Genomic DNA, 20748 nt, shown 5'->3' on the forward strand with positions numbered 1-20748 from the left:
CCTGCGGCAGCTCCTACATTGGAATGCGTTTCCTGTAGGAGCTGCCGCAGGCTGCGATCTTTTGATCTTTTCAGTGACCGCGTTTGCTGTTGATCTGCCGCAGGCGATTGCCTTCAAAGCGCAGGTATTGGTACATGCCGTTGCTCGGCCCGTACGTCCATTCCTCGACCTGGAACTCCTCGCGGCGATTGGCGCTGCGCTTGTAGCCCAACACATCGCGGCTGACCGGTTCGCCACACTTTTGCAGGACTTCGCTGGAGCGATCGCCGAGGCTGATCAATTGGCTGCCACAGCGCAGCGTGTCGGACGCCACGGCATGGCCGGTAGCGAAGGTCAGTGTCAGCGCGGCCAGCCAATGGCGTTTCATCATTCGGCATCCAGATGCATTTGCGTCACCACGCGGCCATCGCTTTCGGCCTCGCCAAGGTTGGCGTCGATGAAGTACACGCGGTCGTCTGCCAATTGGCCTTTGTCGACCAGATAATCCTTGATGCTGCTGGCACGGTCCTGACCCAACTGACGTAACAACACATCGCTGCTGCTCCAGAACTGGATCACGCCTTCGCGCATCTTCGCCGTGCGTTCCTCCTTGCCCAGATCCTTCCATTCGGCCGGTGGCTGGGTTTTCAGGCGGGTGCGGTAGATGCCTTCGAGCAGCGGACCTTTCTCACCGTCCGGTACTTGAATCAGGGACGCCTGGGCCGGCACCTTATCGCCGCGACGCTGGAGCATTTTGTAGTAGTTGTACTGGTATTCACGCTCCAGACGTTGCTCGGCGAGCAATGGGCCGTCGCTGCTCTTGGCAGCGGTGCCTTCGATTTCCAGGCGCAGCGCCGGACGCTCCTTGAGTGCCTGGGACAGTTTGACCAGCGCGGCTTCGGCATCCTTGCTCAGTTCACTGGAGCCCGGGGCAAACGACACGGTGCCAAGGTCTTCCGACCCACCGCCACTGATCAGTCCGCCAATCATTTTGAAAGGGGCGGCTGCGGCTTTGACGATGAGGTTGCGCAGGGTCTGCCAGACAATCGGCATCACGCTGAACTGCGGATTGTTCAAGTCGCCGGTCACTGGCAGTTCGATGGAGATCTTGCCGTCGACGTCCTTGAGCAGGGCAATCGCCAGTTTCAGCGGCAGGCTCACGGCATCCGGGCTGTCGACTTTTTCGCCGAGCTGCAATTGCTCGACCACCACTTTGTTTTCGGCTTTGAGCTGGCCCTTGGTGATCAGGTAATGCAGGTCGAGATTGAGCCGGCCCTTGCGGATGCGGTAACCGGCGAACTTGCCGGAATACGGGGTCAGGGTGGTCAGCTCGACGCGTTTGAAACTGGTGGCGATGTCGAGGCTGGCCATCGGATCGAACGGATTGACCGCACCCTTGATGGTCACGGGCGCATAACGGTCAACCTTGCCCTTGATGTCGACGCTGGCCGGTTTTGCCTGACGGCTGTCGATGGTACCGATCTGACCGTTGAGTTGCTGCACGGCGGTGGCGAAATTCGGTGTCAGGCTGAAGTCGGCGAAGTTGGCCGAGCCGTCATTGATAGCGATGCCGCCGATGTGAATGCCCAGCGGTTTGTCGTTGCTGGCCGGTTTTGCCGCCGTGGTTTTCGCACCGCTGTCGGCCGGTTGCGGGATCAGCAGGTCGTCGATGTTGGTGGTGCGATCATCGTTGATCATGAACCGCACATACGGCTGGAACAGATTGACCTTGTCGATCGACAGGCTGTCGCCGTGTTGATAGTTCAGGCCTTCGACCACCACTTGCTGCCACTTGAGGAAGTCGCGGGTTTTCAGGGTGTCGAGGGTGTGCAGTTGATCGATCTGCGCCCGCCCGGTGACGCTGAGGGCCAGCGGGGCGGTGCTCTTGAGGTTGACCTTCAAGTCACTGCCGAGCATGCCGCTGCGCAGTTCGAGGCGAATGAACGGGTTTATGTAGGACTGCGCGACACGCAGGTCGATGTCCTGGGTTTTGACATTGAGCTGAGCGTTGACCGGGGCGAGGTTGACCGTGCCGTCGGCGCTGATCTTGCCTTGCTTGCCCAGGCCGCTGTCGAGCTTGAGCTTGAAGGGCGAGCCGTTGAGGCTGTCGAAACCCTCCAGATCGACGTTCAGCGGCGTGATATCCAGCGCCACAGGCGGATTCGCCGAGCGGTCAGCCAAATGGACGGTGTAGTTGCGCAATTGCACGTCTTTGAGCAGCACTTGCCAAGGCTTGCTCGGGGCGTTCGGTTCAGCCTTCGGCGAGTCCGCGGCTGCCGGCGTGCTGGCCGGTTCGGCAGCGGCTTTGGCAGCCGGTTTCGATGGCTGGCTGGCGAAGAGTTTCTGCCAGTCCAGTTGGCCGTCGGCTTCCAGTGCGGCCCAGGTTTCGAGTTTCTGGCTGCGGATCTTGCCGACTACCACTTGCTGTTTGGCCAGGTCCACGGAGGTTTCGCTGACGTCCAGGCGTTCGAGTTTCGCCAACGGACGCCCGTCTGGGGCCTTGATAGCGAACGGCGCAATACTGACGGCGACGTTGTTGAGCAGCAGTTCGGTTTCTTTCGACAGATTGAGTTTGTATTCGGTGCTGAGGCTGATCACGCCGTCTTCGAGTACCAGCGGCATCGAGTCACGCACGTACGGCCAGAAGGCTTTCATCTTGCCGTCGGTGACTTTCAGCGTGCCTTCGGAGGTGAATGGGATCAGGCTGAAATTACCGCTCCAGTCGATTCGACCGCCGGCCGGGCCGATGGCGACCAGGGTCATGTCGGCGCTGTCTTCGGGCAGGGTGCTGAGGTTCTTCAGCTCGAAGCTCAAGTCGTCGTAAAGGAATTCGATGGGCTCGCTGGGACGTACATCTTGAAAATGCACGACGCCGCCGGCCAGTTTGATGTTGTCGATGCGCAGCGGGAAAGGCTTGGCGTTCGGGTCGGCGGGAGTGGGCTCGCTGGCCGGAACCTTGAACAGGCCGAGCAGATTGAGCTTGCCGTCTTTGGCGAAAAGGATCTCGCTCTTGGGTTTGTCCAGTTCGATGTTGGCCAGATGCAGTGCTTTGGTCCACAGACTGTCGATTTGCAAGTCGGCGTACAGACGATCGAAGCCGACCTGTTCCTTGCCCGGCTCGCCAATGACCAGGCCCCACAGGGTGACCTCAAGGCTGAACGGATTGAGCTCAATGCGCTGGATATGCGCAGGCACGGTCGCGTAGTTGGCCAGTTGCTGGTTGGCCACGCGCAGGGCAATGCCCGGCAAAATCAGAAACCCCAGCAGGCTGTAGAGGGCCAGAGCAGTCAACAAGGCGCCAATCGCGCGAATCAATCCTTTGGGCATGTGCGGCTTCATCTGTCTGAATCGGAGTGCCTTGGAGTATGGCACGCGATTCTGGTTCCGAAGTACATCGCATGGGTCAGGATTGTTCAGATTTGTCTGGAAATATGCACGACTGTGTAGGAGCTGCCGAAGGCTGCGATCTTTTGATCTTGTTTTAAAAAAAGACAAAATCAAAAGATCGCAGCCTTCGGCAGCTCCTACAGGGATCTCCTTATAGCTGCAGGATCAGGGTTTTCAGTGGCGGTTGCTGGTCGAGGGACGGGAAGTCGGCGCCTGGGGTCATCACGCTCCATTCGCGCACTGGGCGGCCAGCCTTCTCGGCACAGCGCAGCACTTGCTCGCGCCAGTCGTCCATGCTGACTTTCGCCAGGTTATTGCAGCAGATCAGCACGCCGTTGTCGGCGGTGGTCAGCAGGGCTGGTTTGAGCAGGCTTTGATAATCGCGTAGCAGGTCGACGGTGCCAAAGGCGCTCTTGGCCCAGGCAGGTGGGTCGAGCAGCACCAGATCGTATTGACGCTGATCGAGGCGCTGATAACTCGGCAGTTTCTGCCCACGGCGCTGGCTGATTGGCAGGCCGGCCAACTGGCGGATCGCCGGGAAGTAGTCGGACTGGATGAATTGCATCTCGGGCAACTGCGGATTGAGCAGACCGTTTTCGCGACCGACCGCCAGATTGCCTTCGGCGAAATCCAGGTTGCACACTTCGCTGGCGCCACCGGCTGCGGCACTGAGGCCCACGCCACAGGTGTAGGCGAACAGATTGAGCACGGATTTGCCCTTGGCGTGCTCCTTGACCCAACCGCGGGTGTTGCGCAGATCGAGGAACAGCAATGGATCCTGGCCGGCATGTCGCCCGCGTACGCGGTAGTTCAAGCCCCACTCATGGCCAACCAGATCAACCAGTGCGGCGTCGTCGGCTTTATACACGCTGTCTTCGCGGTCGATGCGCGAATTGCCGCGCGAGCGATCGTTGTAGACCAGCAGGGTTTCCAGGCCCAACGTTTGATTGACCATGGCATGCAGTTGCAGCAGGTGGTCACGCTCCAGCGTCTGGTGGAAACTCTGCACCAGCAGTTGCGGCCCGTAGCGGTCGATGGTCAGACCGCCGGCGCCTTCCTGACTGCCGTGGAACAGCCGATAGCAATCGGTGCCCTGGCGGTGCAGCTCGGCCAGCAAATCCTGGCGTTGATCGAGGGCGGCGCGCAGCGCCTGATTCAAGGAAGACATGCATGCGCCTTGCTGGAGAGAATGGGGGCGCGGGAGTTTAGCAGTTACTGAGCTGCAAGCTCCAAGCTTCAAGCTTCAAGCTTCAAGCTTCAAGCTTCAAGCTCAAAACTTGCAGCTTGCAGCTCTGAGCATCAGCTCAGCCCCATGCGGCGTTTGGCCCGTTGTACCGAGCCGTTGCGCATTGCCCAGCGCAGCATTGGCGCGCTGCGTCTGACGCTGGCGCGAATCAGTTGGCGTTGCAGCGAACTCTGGCGGATGTCGAGCATGTCGCTGGCCCAGTCCGGCAGCAGATCAATCCCCGCCTTCATCATCATATCGCCAAAAGGTCGCGCCAGAACACTCGGCGCCGGCGCGGCCAGTAACAGGCGCAAGACTTCACGGCTGCGGCCATCGCACAGCAACTGTGGGCGCATGCCTTGCAGATATTCGGCCACAGCCAGCCGCGACTTGGGCACATCGCGTGCGCCCAGACGTTCGGCGACCACGGCGATTTCCGCGTAGTAACGATCCTGATCCGAAACGGACAACTGCGGATTGCGATAGCGCAAATGCGCCGCGAGGAAGTTGCTGACCTCCGCAACATGCACCCACGTCAGCAAGTCCGGATCGCTCGCGGCGTAAGGCCGACCATCCGGCGCGGTGCCGACCACTTGCAGGTGAATGGTGCGCACTTTCTCGATCAGCCAGTCGGCATCACGCCTGGAGCCAAACGTGGTGCCGGAGACAAACTGACTGGTGCGGCGCAAACGCCCGAGCATGTCCTGACGAAAGTTGGAGTGATCCCAAACCCCGGCCAGCGCCAAGGGGTGCAGCGCCTGTAACAACAATGCGCTGATGCCGCCGATCAACATGCTGCTGAAATCGCCGTGTACTTGCCAACTGACCGAGTCGGGGCCGAACAGGCCGGGGTCACCCTTGGGGTTCTCCAGGTCGAGCTGACCGAGCGACAACCCGGTCAGGCTCATGAGTTGGTGTTCAATGCGACTGCGGATGAATTCCATGAGCACTCAGTGAAGGAGGGCGGGCGCGGCCGGTTGACCGCGCTCGACGGGTTACTGATTGAGGCGCTTGTCGATCAGGCCTTGTACCACGCTCGGATCGGCCAGGGTCGAGGTGTCGCCGAGGCTGTCGAGTTCGTTGCAGGCAATCTTGCGCAGAATGCGCCGCATGATCTTGCCTGAACGGGTTTTCGGCAAGGCCGGGGCCCACTGGATCAGGTCCGGTTTGGCGAAGCTGCCAATTTCCTTGCTGACGTGGGCGAGTAGTTCTTTCTTCAACTCGTCGTTCGGTTCGGTACCGTTCATCGGCGTGACGAAAGCGTAGATGCCCTGACCTTTGACGTCGTGCGGGTAACCGACCACGGCGGCCTCGGCAATGCTGTCGTGCAGCACCAGTGCGCTCTCCACTTCGGCAGTGCCGATGCGGTGGCCGGAGACGTTGATCACGTCGTCGATGCGCCCGGTGATCCAGTAATCGCCGTCCTCATCGCGGCGTGCGCCGTCGCCGGTGAAGTAATAGCCGGGGTAAGGTTTGAAATAGGTGTCGACCATCCGCTGCGGATCGCCATAGACGCTGCGAATCTGCGCCGGCCAACTCGATTTGATCGCCAGCACGCCGCTGCCGGCGCCTTTGATTTCCTTGCCTTGCTCGTCGAGCAGCACCGGTTGCACGCCGAACATCGGCTGTGTTGCGCAGCCCGGTTTGATCCGCTGGGCGCTGACCAGCGGGCTGAGCATGATGCCGCCGGTTTCGGTCTGCCACCAGGTATCGACGATCGGGCAACGCTGTTCGCCGACCACGTTGAAATACCATTCCCACGCTTCCGGGTTGATCGGCTCACCGACACTGCCGAGTAATCTGAGGCTGGCGCGCGACGTTTCCTGCAACGGTTCGGCACCTTCGCGCATCAACGCGCGCAGGGCGGTCGGTGCGGTGTAGAAAATGTTGACCTTGTGTTTATCGATGATCTGCCAGAATCGCGAACTGCTCGGGTAGCTCGGCACGCCTTCGAACATCAATGTGGTCGCGCCATTGGCCAGCGGGCCGTAGACGATGTAACTGTGGCCGGTGACCCAGCCGACGTCGGCGGTGCACCAGAACACTTCGCCGTCGCGGTAATCGAGCACGTACTTGAAGGTCATCGCCGCTTGCAGCAAATAGCCGCCGGTGGTGTGCAGCACGCCTTTGGGTTTGCCGGTGCTGCCGGAGGTGTAGAGGATGAACAGCGGATCTTCGGCGTCCATCGGCTCCGGCGGGCAATCGTCGCTGACGTCGCGCACGGCCTGGTGATACCAGAGATCGCGGCCCTCGACCCATTCGACTTTGCCCTGCGTACGCTCGACCACTACAACGGTGCTGACGTCCGGGCAACTCTGCAGGGCTTTGTCGACGTTCTGTTTCAGTGGCACGAACTTGCCGCCGCGCACGCCTTCGTCGGCAGTGATCACGGTGCGGCAGTCGGCGTCTAGAATGCGGTCGCGCAGGGAGTCCGGGGAGAAACCGCCGAACACCACCGAATGGACCGCGCCGATCCGCGAGCAGGCAAGCATCGCGTAAGCGGCTTCGGGGATCATCGGCATGTAGATGCACACCCGGTCGCCTTTCTTCACGCCACGGCTTTTCAGCACATTGGCCAGTCGGCAGACATGGTGATGGAGTTTTTCGTAGGTGATTTGTGCCGATTCGGCGGGGTCGTCGCCTTCCCAGAGCAGGGCGGTTTGATCGCCGCGTTGTTCGAGATGGCGGTCGATGCAGTTGTAGCTGACATTCAGTTTGCCCCCGGCAAACCAGGCGGCCTCTCCGGTTTTCAGGTCATAGCGCTGAACGGTCTGCCACGGTGTGCTCCAGTCGAGAAAGCGCGTGGCCTGTTCGGCCCAGAAGGCCGTGGGGTGTTCAATGGATTCGCGGTACAGACGCCGATAGTCTTCCTGACTCAACTGCGCAGCCCGGCGGACGGCATCGGCTTTGGGGAACGTGCTGATATCGAACATGACGGTTCCTTATTCTTGTTGTGCGACAAGAGGGGAGCTGTACGACCCTCGTAGGAGCTGCCGAAGGCTGCGATATTTTGATCTTGTTTTTTAAGGTCAAGATCAAAAGATCGCAGCCTTCGGCAGCTCCTACAGGGATCGTGTACGCCACCGATTCTGCGATTAGCCCGGTGCCGTGGAACTGTCGATGTTGCAAGCTGAAGGGGCAGGCAAACCGCCCCTTCAGCCTATCACCCGCGGTGACGACCGCGGAAGTAGTTGATCAGGCCTTGGGTGGAAGGGTCATCAGCATTGGTTTCATCGCTGCCAACCAGGCGGTTGTAAACGCCTTTGCCCAGTTCCTTGCCCAGCTCGACGCCCCACTGGTCGAAGGCGTTGATGCCCCAGACCACGCTTTGCACGAACACTTTGTGTTCATACATCGCCACCAGTGCGCCGAGACGGCGCGGGCTGATGCGTTCAACCACAATGGTGTTGCTCGGGCGGTTGCCCGGGATCACCTTGTGCGGCGCCAGTTTGTGCACCTGCTCTTCACTCATGCCCTTGTCGCGCAACTCTTGCTCGGCTTCCGGCAAGGTCTTGCCGAGCATCAGCGCCTGGCTCTGCGACAGGCAGTTGGCGTACAGCCACTGGTGATGGTCGGAGACCGGATTGAAGCTGACGATCGGTACGATGAAATCGGCCGGGATCAACTGCGAACCTTGGTGCAGCAACTGGTGGTAAGCGTGCTGACCGTTGCAGCCGACGCCGCCCCAGATCACCGGGCCGGTATCGGTCGACACCGGGGTGCCGTCCTGACGCACGCTCTTGCCATTGGATTCCATGTCCAGCTGTTGCAAGTGCTTGGTGATGTTGCGCAGGTAGTGGTCGTACGGCAGGATCGCGTGACTTTGCGCGCCCCAGAAGTTGCCGTACCACACGCCGAGCAGGGCCAGCAGCACCGGCATATTCTGTTCGAACGGCGCGGTCTGGAAGTGCTGGTCCATGGTGTAGGCACCGGACAGCAATTCCTTGAAGTTGGACATGCCGATGGCCAAAGCGATTGGCAAACCGATCGCCGACCACAGCGAGTAACGACCGCCCACCCAGTCCCACATCGGGAAGATGTTTTCTTCGCGGATACCGAACGCCACGGCGGCGGCGTTGTTGCTCGATACGGCGATGAAGTGACGATACAGTTCGGCTTCCGAACCGCCCTGCGCCAGGTACCAGGCACGTGCGGCCTGCGCATTCTTCAGGGTTTCGAGGGTGTTGAACGACTTCGACGAAACGATGAACAAAGTGGTTTCGGCACGCAGTTTTTGCGTCAGCTCGTGGAACTCACTGCCGTCGATGTTCGCCAGATAGTGGCAACGCACGCCTTTCTGCGCGTAGGACAGCAGCGCTTCGGAAACCAGTTCAGGGCCGAGGAACGAGCCACCGATGCCGATGTTGACCACGTCAGTGATCGGCTTCTCGGTGTAACCGCGCCACAGACCGTCGTGAATGCGGCCCACGAGGTCGGTGATCTGGTTCAACACCTTGTGGACTTCCGGCATCACGTTGACACCATTGACCGACAACTTGTCGCCCACCGGACGGCGCAGGGCGGTGTGCAGCGCCGGGCGGCCTTCGGAGGTGTTGACGATTTCGCCATCGAACAGCGCTTTGATCGCGCCTTTCAGATCAACTTCATTGGCCAGGCCCACCAGCAGGTTGCGGGTCTGGGCGTTGATCAAATTCTTCGAATAATCGAGAAACAGGCCGCAGCTGCTGAGGGTGAACTGATTGAAGCGCTGCGGATCGGCGTTGAAGGCCTCGCGCATGCTGAAATCCTGCATGGCCTGGCGGTGTTCTTTCAACGCTTGCCAGGCGGGCAGAGCGGTAACGTCTTTAGGAGTGAGGTAATACGCCATCGCTGCGGTTTTCCTTTTTACTTGAACGGCTTTTGAACACTGAACAGACCGGCGCACCCTGTTTAGGCGCGGGGTCAAACTGCGTCGACACGATTTATTGGCGCAGGGCGAATACAGTAAACCTCGCGCTGCGATCTGTCTTGACTTTGTCTGACCAGATCCCTGTACTTTTTTAACATTAATACCGGGAATGGCCGACAAACGGAGGGGAGGGGGCGCTGAGGCAAGCTGAACCTCCCGGGCTGGAATCGAACGGCCGGCAGTGTGCCCGAAGGCTTTATGAGCGGCAATACAACGCAAAAGATCGCAGCCTGCGGCAGCTTCTACCGGGTTATGTAGGAGCTGCCGCAGGCTGCGATCTTTTGATTTTGCTGTTAAACCGGGCTATCGAGATTCAGGTGCAAGTTGTCGATCAACCGTGTGGTGCCAAGGAACGCCGCCACCAGAATCACCAGATCACGGTCTTCAGCCGTCGCCGGACGCAAGGTCAGGGCATGGCGGATTTCCAGATAATCCGGACGCAACCCAGCCGCTTCCAGTTGTTGCGCCTGAGCGCTGATCAGCGCCGGGAAATCCCGTTCGCCTTGTTTGATCGACTCGGCGATGTTGCTCAGGGCGCGATAGACCACCGGCGCCACCGCGCGCTGTTCTTCGCTGAGGAAACCATTGCGTGAGGACAATGCCAGGCCGTCGGCGGCGCGTACGGTCGGCTCGCCGATGATCTGGATCGGCATGTTCAGGTCATGCACCAGCGCACGGATCACCGCCAGTTGCTGGTAATCCTTCTGGCCGAAAATCGCCAGATCCGGCTGGACCATGTTGAACAGTTTGCTGACCACGGTCGCGACACCTTCGAAGTGCCCCGGACGGCTGGCGCCGCACAGGCCTTCAGAAAGTTGCGGCACGCTGACGCGAGTCTGCCCGGCCATGCCGTCGGGGTACATTTCTTCGACCGTCGGTGCGAACAGTAGCGAGCAACCGGCCTCCAGCAGTTTTTCCTGATCGGCGGCGAGGGTGCGCGGGTACTTGTCGAGGTCTTCGCCGGCGCCGAATTGCAGCGGGTTGACGAAAATGCTCGCGACCACAAAATCCACGCGTTGCGTGGCTTTGGTCACCAGCGCGACATGGCCGCTGTGTAGGTTGCCCATGGTCGGCACGAAGCCGATGCGCTTGCCTTCACTGCGGGCGCGGGCTACAGCGGCGCGCAGCTCGCGTACGGTTTTAACAGTATTCATGCCGAGAATCCGTGTTCGATGCCTGGGAACGTGGTGGCTTTGACTTCGCTGACGTAAGCCTTCAGCGCGGACTGAATGCTGTCCTGGCCGTGCATGAAGTTCTTGACGAATTTCGGTACGCGGCCGGTGATCGACAGGCCGAGCATGTCGTGCAACACCAGCACTTGACCGTCGGTGGCGTTACCGGCGCCGATGCCAATGACCGGAATCTTCACGGCCTGGCTGATTTCGGCCGCCAGTTCGCTCGGTACGCATTCCAGCAGCAGCATCGCCGCGCCGGCCTGCTCCAGCGAGATCGCGTCGGCACGCATCTGCCGCGCCTGGTTCTCGTTACGGCCCTGCACTTTATAGCCACCGAGAATGTTCACCGCTTGCGGGGTCAAGCCCATGTGCGCGCACACTGGCACACCGCGTTCGGCGAGCAGACGGATCGACTCCGCGAGCCACAGCTGACCTTCGACCTTGATCATGTGCGCACCAGCCTGCATCAGCATGGCGCTGTTGTTCATGGTTTGTTCGAGGGTGGCGTTGGCCATGAACGGCAGATCGGCAAGGATCAACGCGTCGCTGTTGCCGCGTTTGACGCAGGCGGTGTGGTAGGCCATTTCTGCGGTGGTCACCGGCAGCGTGCTGTCGTGACCTTGCAGGACCATGCCAAGGGAGTCGCCCACCAGCAGCACTTCAACACCGGCCTCATTACAGGCGTGGGCGAAGGTCGCGTCATAGCAGGTCAGCATGGTGATTTTTTCACCTTTCTGCTTGAGGCTCTGGAGCGTGGTCAGGGTGATGGCTGGCATGTAAAAAATCCTCGTTCAGGCGCTCTGGAAACTACTGCGAGTAACGCGCGTGATTCGTCATCTACTCAGGCGCACGGTCTTTTGTCGTGCTTATAAGGCCTGGCTTGCGCCCGTGTGTGCCGGGTTGGCGGCAGCGGGACGCCTATAGTCGTGATGAGCCAAGCGGAAGTCAATTGCGTGTGTTACCGCAATGTTACGAGGGGAGTGTTACCGGCGTTACTGATGCGATTCAGCGGCGCGGCGGGTCTGATTAGACGATTTTTTGTCCGACAAAATCCATTTGGGAAAACCGCTTTTGTGGCGAGGGGATTTATCCCCGATGGGCTGCGAAGCAGCCCCAAAACAGCAGAACGCGACAATTCTGTCACAGCGCATTTGCTGGTTTTATGACTGCTGCGCAGCCGATCGGGGATAAATCCCCTCGCCACAAAGGGCCGACGCAGTGTCAGGGGTGGGGGAGGCGTTCGAGGCCGATGAACGGGCACGCGGCCAGCATCTCGGCGAGGGCGCGGCCATCGGGCAGATGAAGAGCCGGCGTGGCCAGTTCGGCGAGGGGATACAGCACGAAGGCGCGTTCCTGAATCTGGTAATGCGGGACTTTCAGCCGTGGTTCGTCGATCAGTCGATCGCCGAACAGCAGAATGTCCAGATCCAGTGTACGCGGACCCCAGCGCTCAAGGCGTTCGCGGCCCTGATCATTCTCGATCGCTTGCAACGCATCGAGCAGTTCCAGTGGGGCGAGGGAGCTGTCGAGCGCCGCCACCGCGTTGGTGTAACGCGGTTGGCCCGGCAACAGGGAATCGCTTTGATAGAAAGCTGAAACACCGGCGAGGGAAGTCTGCGGCAATTGCCCCAGCGCCTCGACGGCGCTGCGCAATTGTTCGGCCGGGTCAGCGAGGTTGCTGCCCATGCCGATGTAGATGCGTTCCATGCCTTTACTCGCCTGTCGAAGCGCTCGGGGCACCGGCGCGTTTGCGCTTGGAGCCGCTGCTGCGACGACGTTTGCGTGGCGCGCCGCTGGCGTCATCACCTTTGCCGCTGAGGTCGCGGATCATGTCGCGGCGCTCACTTTCGTTGGCGTCCTGATAGTCCGTCCACCATTCGCCGAGGCCATCAGTCTCCTCGCCAGCGCTTTCACGCAGCAGCAGGAAGTCGTAACCGGCGCGGAAACGCGGATTGTCCAGCAACAGGTCGGCACGTTTGCCGCTGCGGCGTGGCAAGCGTTCCTGCATGTCCCAGATCTCGCGGATCGGCATGGTGAAGCGTTTTGGAATCGCAATGCGCTGGCACTGTTCGGCGATCAGCTCGTGTGCGCCTTCCTGCATCGCAGGGATTGGCGGCATGCCACGTTCCTGCAAGCGCAACACGCGGGCCGGCAGGGCAGGCCACAACAGCGCGGCAAACAGGAACGCCGGGGTCACCGGTTTGTTCTGCTTGATACGCAGGTCGGTGTTGGTCAGCGCTTCGCTGATCAGCGTGTGGGTGTATTCCGGGTTGTGTTCCAGTGCATCGGCACTGGCCGGGAACAGCGGGGCGAACAGTTGCAGATCGACGAGCATTTCGAAGGTGATCGCGCCGTGTCCCGAGAGGAACAGCTTGAGCACTTCTTCGAACAAGCGCGCCGATGGAATCTCGCGCAGCATCGGCGCCAGTTCACGGATCGGCTGCACGGTGTGCTTCTCGATGCCGAAGTTGAGCTTGGCGGCGAAACGCACGGCCCGCAGCATACGCACCGGGTCTTCCTGGTAGCGCTGCTTCGGATCGCCGATCAGACGGATCAGGTGATTGCGGATGTCGTGTACGCCGTTGGCGTAATCGAGAATGCGCTCGCTGACCGGATCGTAATACAGGGCGTTGATGGTGAAGTCGCGGCGTTGCGCGTCTTCTTCCAGGGTGCCGTAAACGTTGTCGCGCAGAATCCGCCCGCTCTCGTTACGCGAAGACTGATTGCTGTCTTCGTCGTCTTCGTTGACCGGGTGATTGGCGCGGAAGGTCGCGACTTCAATGATTTCGCGACCGAAATGGATATGCACCAGTTTGAAGCGACGGCCGATGATCCGCGCATTGCGGAATTCGGCACGGACTTGCTCGGGCGTGGCGCTGGTGGCGACGTCGAAATCCTTGGGCGTGATGCCCAGCAGCATGTCACGCACGCAACCGCCGACCAGATAAGCCTGGTAACCGGCACCTTGCAGGCGTTCGACGATATTCACCGCATAGCGGCTGAACTGCGTTTTCTGCAGCGAATGTTGACCGCTGTTGAGCACTTCAGGGGTGCTGCGGATGTGTTGCGTACGACGCACGGGAGTTCGGAATGACTGGAACAACTTCTTCAGCATGGGATGCACTGTTTGAAGGAATGTTCGGCCATACCAAAGAATGACCGCATGATGGGCGCAGATTCTAGCATTTAGTCGGGGGATGGTGTAGGACACGGCAGATTTGAGCTGCAAGCCGCAGGCTACAGGCGTCGCGCGCGATAAAAACAGGGGATTTTGCCGGGAGGGAGAAACTACAAGGGGAGCCGAAGCTCCCCAAGAAGTAGTTGCGTGCTCTTTTTATTATTGATTCGGGCTTCTTGTTTTTGTTGAGTGCCCTCGCCACGAAGCGTTTCCTTCGTGACCCTCCCAATCGGGAGCCAAGAGCAAACGGATTGCTTTGGTCGCTGAATTGCAGTGATCTTACGATCCAACCAGTACAGGCTCTGTCTTAGGACAGTTTTTGTTGTTCTCGGCCTGGTCGTGGGGCAAGCCCCAAATACAACGCCTCTCCAAAAGAATCAGTTAGCTGCGCCTCTCGCCGTCTTGTTTTTATTGTGCGTGAGTCGATTCGTCTTATTTTTATTGTCTTGTGCATTGCTTGTTATTGTTCTTGTACCAAACATATAGCAGGGGGCGTGCCAACTTTTGCGAAGCCCCGTAAAACAAAGGGTTAGGTCGATATAACCGTTTTCTCGGGGCGAAAAAAAGCCGGGGTTTCGTTACCGATAACCCCGGCTTCTGTTACGTGAATCGACTGAGGTAACAGTTTTTTCACATCTTCAAGCGTTACCCGCACACTCGACAGGTAACGTTCAGCTCTCGCTGGCGACCCCGGTCTTGCGCCGTGGAATGCCCAGACGCTGACGACGCTCCCACAGACATTTACGGCTGACGCCCAATTTGCGCGCCAGTTCGGTCTCGGTCATGTGGTCCTGATGCTCAAGGACGAAGTGCTGGAAATAGTCTTCCAGCGACAAGTCTTCGGTCGGCTCGTGGCTGCTGTTGCTGGCGTTACCGCCCGTTTGCGGCGGCAGACCGATGAACTCGTCGTCTTCCAGATCGCTCAGCTCGATGTCGATGCCCAGCAAATCGGCGGAGATTTCCGGGCTTTCGCTGAGAATCACTGCGCGCTCGACTGCGTTCTCCAGCTCCCGCACGTTACCCGGCCAGGAATAGTGACGAATGGCCTGTTCGGCATCCGCAGCAAACTTGAGGTCGGTACGATTGATGCGCGCGCTCTGGCGAGCGAGGAAAGCCGTGGCGATTTCGTTGACGTCGGCACCGCGCTCGCGCAGAGCCGGCAGTTTCAGGGCGATCACGTGCAGACGGTAATAAAGGTCTTCACGGAACTGGCCGATTTTCGCCAGACTTTTCAGGTCCCGGTGCGTGGCCGCGATCAGGCGCACATCGACCTTCTGCGACTGCACGGAACCAACACGGCGAATTTCACCTTCCTGCAACACGCGCAGCAGGCGGGCCTGAGCTTCCAGCGGCAGTTCGCCGATTTCGTCGAGGAACAAGGTGCCGCCATCCGCCGCTTCGACCAGCCCGGCACGCCCGGCGCTGGCGCCAGTGAATGCGCCTTTCTCGTGGCCGAACAGTTCGGACTCGATCAGGCTTTCCGGGATAGCTGCACAGTTCACCGAGATCATCGGTGCCTTGGCGCGTTTCGACAGGTTGTGCAGGGCGCGGGCCACGAGTTCTTTACCGGTGCCAGACTCGCCCTGGATCAGGACATTGGAATCGGTCGGCGCGACTTTGCGGATCTTGCTGTACAGATCCTGCATCGGCGGGCACGAACCAATGATGCCGATTTCGCCGTTGCTGTTGTCAGCGGCGGGTTTGCCGCTGCCATTGGCCGGTTTGCTGGCAACCGCTTCGCCGGCAGCCGGAGCCGATTGGCGATCACGCAGGATCCGCGCGACGGCCTGGAGCATTTCATCGTGGTCGAAAGGCTTGGCGATGTAATCCACCGCGCCCATCTTCATCGAGTCGACCGCCGAGCGCAGGCTGGCGTAACTGGTCATGATCAGCACCGGCGTGCCCTGGCCGAGCTTGATCAGCTCGGTGCCCGGAGCGCCCGGCAAACGCAGATCGCTGACGATCAGGTCGAACGTAGGAATGGTGAAGCGTTCTTGTGCTTCCTGCACTGAACCGGCTTCGCTGACCTGGTACTGATTACGTTCCAGCAGGCGGCGCAAGGCGGAGCGGATAATTGTTTCGTCTTCGACGATCAAAATGTGCGGCATTGATTCGATACTCTCGACGGTCTCAGTTCACAGCGGACGTCGCTTCGACATGACGCGGTAAGGTCACCCGGATACGGGTGCCGCGTTGGCTTTGTACATCAGCCGGGCTGTCGATGGTGATTTGTCCATAATGCTCTTCAACGATGGAATAGACCAGTGCAAGGCCCAGACCGGTGCCTTCGCCAGGATCCTTGGTGGTGAAGAAGGGTTCGAACAATCTGTCCATGATGTTCTTCGGAATACCGCTGCCTTCGTCTTCGACGATCAGATCGACCGTGTGTTCGCCGGCTTCGCTCTTGACCCGTACCGCGCTGTGCGGCGGCGAGGCGTCGCGGGCGTTGGAGAGCAGATTGATCAACACCTGCGCGAGCCGCTGCGGATCGCCTTCGACCCAGTGATCGGGATCGCACAGGTTGTAGAACTGCACTTCGAAATTGCGTCGGTTCAGCGCCAGCAGGCCAATCGCGTCCTGCGCCACTTCGGCCAGACACACGGGCTCGTCGCTGTGCTGATGGCTGCCGGCGTGGGCGAAACTCATCAGCGACTGGACGATGCGCGATATGCGTTTGGTTTGTTCGAGAATCTGCCCGCTGATTTCCGTCAGCTCGTCGTCTTCTTCGCGCTCCTCGCGCAGGTTTTGCGCCAGACAGGCGATGCCGGTGACCGGGTTGCCGATTTCGTGGGCGACACCCGCCGCGAGGCGACCAATGCTCGCCAGGCGCTCGGAGTGCACCAGTTTGTCTTCGAGCATCTGCGTTTCGGTCAAATCCTCGACCAGTAACACCAGACCACTGTTACCCGGAGCGAGCGGCTCATCGATGGCCGCTTTGTGCAGGTTCAGCCAGCGGGTCTGGCCGTCGAGGGCCAGATGCTGTTTGTGCAAATGCTCGTCGGGCAGATTGATGAAGCCCTGGAGCAATTCTTTCCACGGCTCGCCGATGGTGCTCAGGCGCGAACCGACCACGCGCTGCGCGGCAATCCCGGTGAGTTCTTCCATGGCTTTGTTCCACATCAGGATCTCTTGATCCTTGGCCAGCGAGCAGACGCCCATCGGCAGTTCCTGCAAGGTCTGGCGGTGGTAACGGCGCAGGGCATCGAGTTCGGCAGCCAGACCTGTGAGGCGCGAGTGGTAATCCTCGAGGCGGCTTTCGATGAAGTGGATGTCTTCGGTCACATAGTTTTCACCGCCAGCCTTGTACGGCAGGAAAGTTTCAACCATGTCCTGCGCCACACTCGGGCCCATCAGGCCGGAGAGGTTGGCTTCGATGCGGTCGCGCAAACGGCGCAAGGCGTAAGGGCGGCGTTCGTCGAAAGGAAGGTAAAGGTCACGCAGGGCTTGCTCGACTTCTTTCTGCGCAGCCTTGGCGCCTAGCGGTTTCGCCAGTTGTGTGGCGAACTCCTGCGGAGAAGCAGCGTGCAGTTCGCGCCGTTGCGGGCGACGGACGTTATCCACGGCGCAGGCTTCGGCGGCGCTGGCTTCTTCCGGACTGGCGTTGGTGAACAGCGAGATCAGCGTGAACATCAATACGTTGGCGGCGAGCGAGGCGATGGCCGCCATGTGCCAGCTGGTGTCGTCGAGCACGTAAATCATGTTCAGCAGCGGGATGTAGAAACCCTGCAGATTGCCGACCAGCGGCAACAGCATGGTCACCACCCAAACCAGAATCCCCGCCAGCAGACCGGCGATAAAGCCTCGGCGGTTAGCGGTTGGCCAGTACAGTACGGACAGCACGCCCGGGAGGAATTGCAGGGTCGCCACGAAAGCAACAATGCCGAGGTTGGCCAGATCCTGCTCGGCGCCGAGCATCAGATAGAAACCGAAACCGGCCATGATGATCGCGACGATCAGCGCGCGGCGCGTCCACTTCAGCCAACGGTAGATATTGCCTTCGGCCGGCGGCTGATAAAGCGGCAGCACCAGGTGGTTCAGCGCCATGCCCGACAGCGCCAGCGTGGTGACGATGATCAGGCCGCTGGCCGCCGATAGACCACCGACGTAGGCGAGCAACGCCAGCGGCTTGCTGTTGGCGGCGATGCCGATGCCGAGGGTGAAATATTCCGGATTGGTCGTGGCGCCGAGCTTGAGGCCGGCCCAGAGGATCAGCGGCACTGCCAAGCTCATCAGCAGCAGGAACAGCGGCAAACCCCAACTCGCACTGACCAGTGAGCGCGGGTTGAGGTTTTCGGTAAACGTCATGTGGTACATGTGCGGCATCACGATCGCCGAAGCGAAGAACACCAGCAACAGCGTGCGCCACGGGCCTTCCTGCAATGGCGTGTGCAGCGCGGCGAGGGCGGTCTGGTTTTGCAGCAGCCACACCTCAAGTTGTTGCGGGCCGTCGAACACGCCGTAAAGCGCATACAAACCGACGCCGCCGAGGGCAACCAGTTTGATCACCGATTCAAAGGCAATCGCGAACACCAGCCCTTCGTGTTTCTCACGGGTGGCGATATGGCGGGAGCCGAAGAAAATCGTGAACAGAATGATCAGCGCACAGAACGCCAGCGCCACGCGGCTCTGCACCGGTTCGCCGGTGAGGATGCCGATGGAGTCGGCCACCGCTTGAATCTGCAACGCCAGCAACGGCAACACGCCAATCAGCATGAAAATCGTGGTCAGCGCGCCGGCCCAGGTGCTGCGGAAACGGAACGCAAACAGATCTGCCAGCGACGACAGTTGATAGGTGCGGGTGATTTTCAGGATCGGATAGAGCAGCACCGGCGCCAGCAGAAATGCGCCGGAAACGCCGAGGTAACTGGACAGAAAACCGTAGCCGTACTGATACGCGAGGCCCACCGTGCCGTAGAACGCCCACGCACTGGCGTAAACCCCAAGCGACAAGGTGTACGTCAGCGGGTGGCGAATGATCGCGCGCGGGATCATGCCCCGTTCGCTGACCCAGGCAACGCCGAATAGCACCGCCAGGTACGCGGCGCTGATCAGGATCATCTGGGTCAGGCTAAAGCTCATCGGCATCTTTTTGGCTCTGCAGGATGAAGGTCACAACAATCAGGATCAGCCAGAGCAGATAAGGGCGATACCAGGCGCCCGTCGCGTCGATCCACCAATCCATGATGGCGGGGGAAAACAGGTAGATCCCGACGACTAAAAGCAGGACCAAGCGATAGATGTACATCCCGGCCTCTCTTTTTTATGCGCGTGCCCGAAAACGTGCGGCGATGGTAACGGATGGGCGCGCGACTGCAAGTGTCGTCATAGCAGTTGCGCTTCGGGCAGGGTCAGTGTGCGCGGGATCTTGCTGGCATCCCAGTGCGCGCTGCCCCAGTTGAGCAACTCTTGAGGTGAGGCGTGGGCCAGTTCGGCGCCGGGGTTTTGCCCCAGAGCGCGCAAAGCGCGCAATAACAACGGCGTGGCTTGATCCGCTTCAAGCGGCGGCGAGCGGTAGGACTTGCCGAGTTTGTTGCCGTCTGGCTGGGTAATCAGCGGCAAGTGCAGATATCGCGGCTGGCGCATGCCCAACAGTTCTTGCAGGTAGAGCTGGCGCGGTGTCGAGTCGAGCAGGTCGGCGCCACGGACGATATCGGTGATGCCTTGCCACGCATCATCGAGCACCACGGCCAGTTGATAGGCGTAGAGGCCGTCACGGCGACGGATGACGAAGTCGCCGACATCGCGGCCTAGGTGCTGACGGTATTCGCCTTGCACGCGGTCGATGAAGTGGTATTCCAGTTCCGGCACGCGTAGGCGAATGGCGGCGTCTTGCTGAGCGTGGCCGAGATTGCGGCACAGACCCGGATAAATGCCGTTGTACGCTTCGAGCTGTTTGCGCGAGCAGGTACAGGCGTAGGCCAGGCCGTGATTGAACAGGCTATTGAGGACGTCGGCGTAGGCGTCGTGCCGATCGCTCTGGCGCACCATGTCGCCGTCCCATTCGAAGCCGTAGCTTTCCAGCGCTTTGAGAATCGCGGTTTGCGCACCGGGTTCTTCACGGGGCGGATCGAGATCTTCCATGCGCACCAGCCAGCGACCGCCGACCGAACGGGCGTCGAGGTAGGAGGCGAGGGCGGCTACCAACGAGCCGAAGTGCAGGTGGCCACTGGGGGTTGGGGCGAAGCGGCCGATGTAGGCGGGGGATTTTTTGGCAGTCATGGAAACGAAGCTACTTTTCAGGCTATACGCAGGTCAACCTGTAGGAGTGAGCCTGCTCGCGATAGCGGTGTGACATTCAACACCGATATTGACTGACCCACCGCTATCGTGAGCAGGCTCACTCCTACAAAAGGCAAAGGCAAACGACAAAAGGCAGAAACAAAAACGGAGCGTTCGCACGCTCCGTTTTTCGTTCAGGTCGAGATTACTTGCCGACCTGCTTTTCCTTGATTTCCGCCAGCGTCTTGCAGTCGACGCACATGTCGGCTGTAGGGCGTGCTTCAAGGCGCTTCACACCAATCTCGACGCCGCACGAATCGCACCAACCGTACTCTTCGTCTTCGATCAGTTGCAGTGTCTTGTCGATTTTCTTGATCAGCTTGCGTTCGCGGTCGCGGGCGCGCAGCTCGAGGGCGAATTCTTCTTCCTGGCTGGCACGGTCGGCCGGGTCCGGGAAATTGGCAGCTTCGTCCTTCATATGGTCAACGGTGCGGTCGACTTCCTGCATCAACTCCTGTTTCCACTTGTTCAAGACCTTGGTGAAGTGCGCGCGCATTGGGGCGCCCATGTACTCTTCACCTTTCGCCGGAACATAAGGTTCGAAACCGCTGATCGTCTGATTCTGCTGTTGCTTTGCTTGGGTGGGCATGAAATGGACCGCCTCTACTCTTGTAAT

At 60.0% G+C, this 20748-nt stretch carries 15 protein-coding genes; all 15 read right to left on the minus strand.

Going from position 1 to position 20748, the window contains the following annotated elements:
- Positions 1 to 70: 70 nt before the first annotated feature.
- The 15 genes from EJA70_RS13495 to dksA all read right to left on the minus strand — a co-directional run bounded on the left by EJA70_RS13495 (position 71) and on the right by dksA (position 20721).
- Positions 71 to 367, minus strand: a complete 297-nt coding sequence (locus EJA70_RS13495) for a DUF2845 domain-containing protein (protein WP_158831281.1) — start codon at positions 365 to 367, stop codon at positions 71 to 73.
- Positions 367 to 3318, minus strand: coding sequence for a DUF748 domain-containing protein (locus tag EJA70_RS13500; protein WP_158831283.1), 2952 nt, complete (start codon positions 3316 to 3318; stop codon positions 367 to 369). Before EJA70_RS13500 ends, EJA70_RS13495 begins: the two co-directional genes overlap by 1 nt.
- 199 nt (positions 3319 to 3517) lie before the next feature.
- Positions 3518 to 4534: a class I SAM-dependent rRNA methyltransferase gene (locus EJA70_RS13505; protein ID WP_158831285.1), complete on the minus strand. Its 1017-nt coding sequence runs from the start codon at positions 4532 to 4534 to the stop codon at positions 3518 to 3520.
- A gap of 131 nt (positions 4535 to 4665) precedes the next feature.
- Entirely contained in the window at positions 4666 to 5535 is an 870-nt protein-coding gene (locus EJA70_RS13510; RefSeq protein ID WP_158831287.1) for an oxygenase MpaB family protein, read from the minus strand.
- A 51-nt stretch (positions 5536 to 5586) separates the two neighbouring features.
- Entirely contained in the window at positions 5587 to 7524 is a 1938-nt protein-coding gene (gene acs / locus EJA70_RS13515) for an acetate--CoA ligase (RefSeq protein WP_158831289.1), read from the minus strand.
- A 230-nt stretch (positions 7525 to 7754) separates the two neighbouring features.
- Complete coding sequence (gene pgi / locus EJA70_RS13520) at positions 7755 to 9419, minus strand: glucose-6-phosphate isomerase (protein WP_158831291.1); 1665 nt, start codon at positions 9417 to 9419, stop codon at positions 7755 to 7757.
- Between the two features lie 374 nt (positions 9420 to 9793).
- Positions 9794 to 10654, minus strand: coding sequence for a pantoate--beta-alanine ligase (gene panC / locus EJA70_RS13525; RefSeq protein ID WP_158831293.1), 861 nt, complete (start codon positions 10652 to 10654; stop codon positions 9794 to 9796).
- Entirely contained in the window at positions 10651 to 11451 is an 801-nt protein-coding gene (gene panB, locus EJA70_RS13530) for a 3-methyl-2-oxobutanoate hydroxymethyltransferase (RefSeq protein ID WP_158831295.1), read from the minus strand. The genes panC and panB overlap by 4 nt, the downstream gene beginning before the upstream one ends.
- 445 nt (positions 11452 to 11896) lie before the next feature.
- Positions 11897 to 12382 carry a 2-amino-4-hydroxy-6-hydroxymethyldihydropteridine diphosphokinase gene (folK, locus tag EJA70_RS13535; RefSeq protein ID WP_158831297.1) on the minus strand — a complete coding sequence of 162 codons (486 nt, stop codon included), beginning with the start codon at positions 12380 to 12382 and terminating at the stop codon, positions 11897 to 11899.
- A 4-nt stretch (positions 12383 to 12386) separates the two neighbouring features.
- On the minus strand, positions 12387 to 13790 hold the full coding sequence (locus tag EJA70_RS13540) for a polynucleotide adenylyltransferase PcnB (RefSeq protein ID WP_008080858.1): 1404 nt from the start codon (positions 13788 to 13790) through the stop codon (positions 12387 to 12389).
- Between the two features lie 734 nt (positions 13791 to 14524).
- Positions 14525 to 15961, minus strand: coding sequence for a sigma-54 dependent transcriptional regulator (locus EJA70_RS13545; protein ID WP_158831299.1), 1437 nt, complete (start codon positions 15959 to 15961; stop codon positions 14525 to 14527).
- A gap of 22 nt (positions 15962 to 15983) precedes the next feature.
- Positions 15984 to 18938 carry a sensor histidine kinase gene (locus tag EJA70_RS13550; protein ID WP_178116858.1) on the minus strand — a complete coding sequence of 985 codons (2955 nt, stop codon included), beginning with the start codon at positions 18936 to 18938 and terminating at the stop codon, positions 15984 to 15986.
- The gene (locus EJA70_RS13555) at positions 18922 to 19098 is read right to left on the minus strand and encodes a hypothetical protein (RefSeq protein ID WP_003176118.1); all 177 of its coding nucleotides are present in this window, start codon (positions 19096 to 19098) and stop codon (positions 18922 to 18924) included. Before EJA70_RS13555 ends, EJA70_RS13550 begins: the two co-directional genes overlap by 17 nt.
- A gap of 77 nt (positions 19099 to 19175) precedes the next feature.
- Positions 19176 to 20072, minus strand: a complete 897-nt coding sequence (gene gluQRS, locus EJA70_RS13560; protein ID WP_158831301.1) for a tRNA glutamyl-Q(34) synthetase GluQRS — start codon at positions 20070 to 20072, stop codon at positions 19176 to 19178.
- A 205-nt stretch (positions 20073 to 20277) separates the two neighbouring features.
- Entirely contained in the window at positions 20278 to 20721 is a 444-nt protein-coding gene (gene dksA, locus EJA70_RS13565; RefSeq protein ID WP_008080850.1) for an RNA polymerase-binding protein DksA, read from the minus strand.
- Positions 20722 to 20748 lie beyond the last annotated feature (27 nt).

This window comes from Pseudomonas sp. PB103 (genome assembly GCF_009764635.1).
GTDB lineage: Bacteria > Pseudomonadota > Gammaproteobacteria > Pseudomonadales > Pseudomonadaceae > Aquipseudomonas.